Origin of the sequence: Streptomyces katrae, from assembly GCF_000966975.1 — a bacterium.
GTDB lineage: Bacteria > Actinomycetota > Actinomycetes > Streptomycetales > Streptomycetaceae > Streptomyces > Streptomyces katrae.
Window position 1 is genome coordinate 1 of record NZ_JZWV01001534.1, and the last position, 2,266, is coordinate 2,266.

Consider the following 2,266-nt stretch of genomic DNA (forward strand, 5'->3'; position numbering starts at 1 on the left):
GCCGGATGCCCGAGGGACCCGCCGCCTCACCCGGGAGCTCGACACCTTCGCCGAGCAGAACGCCACCACCACCCTCCCCGTCCCCATCGCCCTCAACCAGCCCCCCGAGCCCCTGCGCCTCGGCCCCTCCGACGACGCCGAATGGGCCGCCTTCGCCGCCGAGTCCGTGCTCACCGCCGCCGGCGCCCTGCTCAGCGACCTCTCCCGGTCCCGCCGCATGCGCGCCGCCATCGACCTGGCCTGGAACGCCCTGGCCAGCGAGGTCGCCGCGGCGGCGGAACGGGCCCCCGAGGTCGAGTCCGCCCTGCTGCCGATGCGCGCGCGGATCTCCGTACGGGCCGGCCTCGGGAACCTCGCCGCCGGCCTGCGCCCGCCCGCCACCGGCCACGACAACCCGCACTACTTCGACGACGCCGCCTGCGTCCGCGCCTGCGTCCTCGCCGTCGTCCACCCCGGCGATCCCCACGCGGCCGCGGAACTCGCCGAGTTCGACGCCCGCTACACCCAGGACGGCGACGGCGTCCACGGCGCCCGCGCCATGGCAGCCGCCGTCGCCGTCGCCCTGGCCGGGGCGGACACCGCCGCCGCCGTCGACGCCGCCCTGGAACAGCTGCCCGCCGCCACCGAGATCGGCCGCAACGCCCGGCACGCCGTCAAGCTCGCCCGCACGGACGGCGAGGGCGCCTTCGCCCTCGTTCCGCTCCTGGAGCACCAGATCGTGGACCACGTCTACAGCTACGGCATCGCCGCCGCCGAGACCGTCCCCGTCGCCCTGGCCCTGGCCACCGCCGCTCGCGGCAGGGCCGCCGAGGCCGTACCGGCCGCCGCCTGCCTCTCCCGCGTCGCCGACTCCGCCCCCGCCCTCGCAGGCGCCCTCACCGGCGCCCTCGGCGGCGGCGACTGCCTGCCCGCGCCCTGGCGCGAGGCCTGCCGCGTCCTGTCCGGCTGCGCGCTGCCCCGCCTGGCCGGAACCGACCTGGTCGAGCTCGCCGCGCTCCTCACCCGTACCGAACTCACCGCACCCACACCGAAACCGACCCCGCCCCCGACACCGACGCGCAAGGGATGACAAGGGATGATTCGAGCATGACGTTCACGCTGGAGGACCGGATCACCGGCTCCCTCGTCGGCGCCGCCGTCGGCGACGCCCTCGGCGGCCCGGTGGAGGGCTGGTCCCCCGAGCAGATCGCCGAACGGCACGGCGGCCGCGTGCACGGCGTCGTCGGCCCCTGGTACGAGGACTGGCGCACCGCCCGCCCCATCGCGCCGTACCACAAGGGCGACGGGCACGTCACCGACGACACCCTCATGACGCACGCGCTGGTACGGGTCTACGCGACCGTACGGGACCACCTGGACGCGTACGCGGTCGCCGACCACCTCGTCCCCGACCTGATGTCCGTCCCGCGCTGGATCCCCGAGCTGGAGGCCGAGGCCCTGCCCCTGCAACGGGTGTTCCTCGCCGAGAAGTGGATCGTGACACGGCTGCACTACGCGCACGCCGACCCGCGCGAGGCCGGCACCGGCAACATCGTCAACTGCGGTGCGGCGATGTACATGGCGCCGGTCGGACTGGTCAACGCGGGCAATCCGCAAGGCGCTTACGCCGAGGCGCTGGACATCGCCGGGGCGCACCAGTCCTCGTACGGGCGGGAGGCGGCCGGGGTCTTCGCGGCGGCCGTGGCGGCGGCGTGCCTTCCGGGGGCGACGGCCGCCTCGGTGGTGGACACCGCGCTGGACCTGGCCAAGGACGGCACCCGGGCGGCCATCGCGGCCGTACGGGAAGCGGCCCTGCGCCACCGGGACTTCGAGTCCGCGCTCGGGCCGCTGCGGGAGGCGGTGGCCCCGTACGACTCGGTCGGCCCGGACTACCGCGCGCCCTCGCTGGGCGCCCGGCGGCCTTCGCGGCTGCACTCCATCGAGGAGCTGCCGATCGCGCTCGGGATGCTGCTGGTCGCGGACGGCGGCTACGAGACGGCGGTGCTCGGCGCCGTCAACTACGGGCGGGACTGCGCCCGGCCGGCTGGGCCAAGCGGGTCGCCGAGGCCAGCCGCCTGGACCTGCACGCCCCGGCGGCGGCACTGGCCGGCGTGGCCCGCGAGGTCTTCGCCCGCGACCGCGACCGCCGCCGCACCCACGAGTCGGCCTTCACGACCCTCACGTCCCCGCGGTGACCACCGACCCCGCCCGGTCTCCGGCCCGGCCCACGGCACCGGGCGCCCCGACCGGCCCGCCCCGGCGCACCCCGGGCCGACCGACCCCCACC

1 protein-coding gene and 1 pseudogene are annotated in these 2,266 nt (G+C 76.7%); both read left to right on the forward strand.

Features of this window, described 5'->3' with window-relative positions; genetic code table 11:
* On the forward strand, nt 1-1,069 hold a 1,069-nt coding region (locus tag VR44_RS38935), incomplete at its 5' end, for an ADP-ribosylglycohydrolase family protein (RefSeq protein ID WP_045952417.1).
* Nucleotides 1,066-2,174 (forward strand): annotated as a pseudogene (locus VR44_RS38940) (ADP-ribosylglycohydrolase family protein). The gene VR44_RS38935 and the pseudogene VR44_RS38940, both read left to right, overlap by 4 nt.
* The last annotated feature ends 92 nt before the right edge of the window (nt 2,175-2,266 follow it).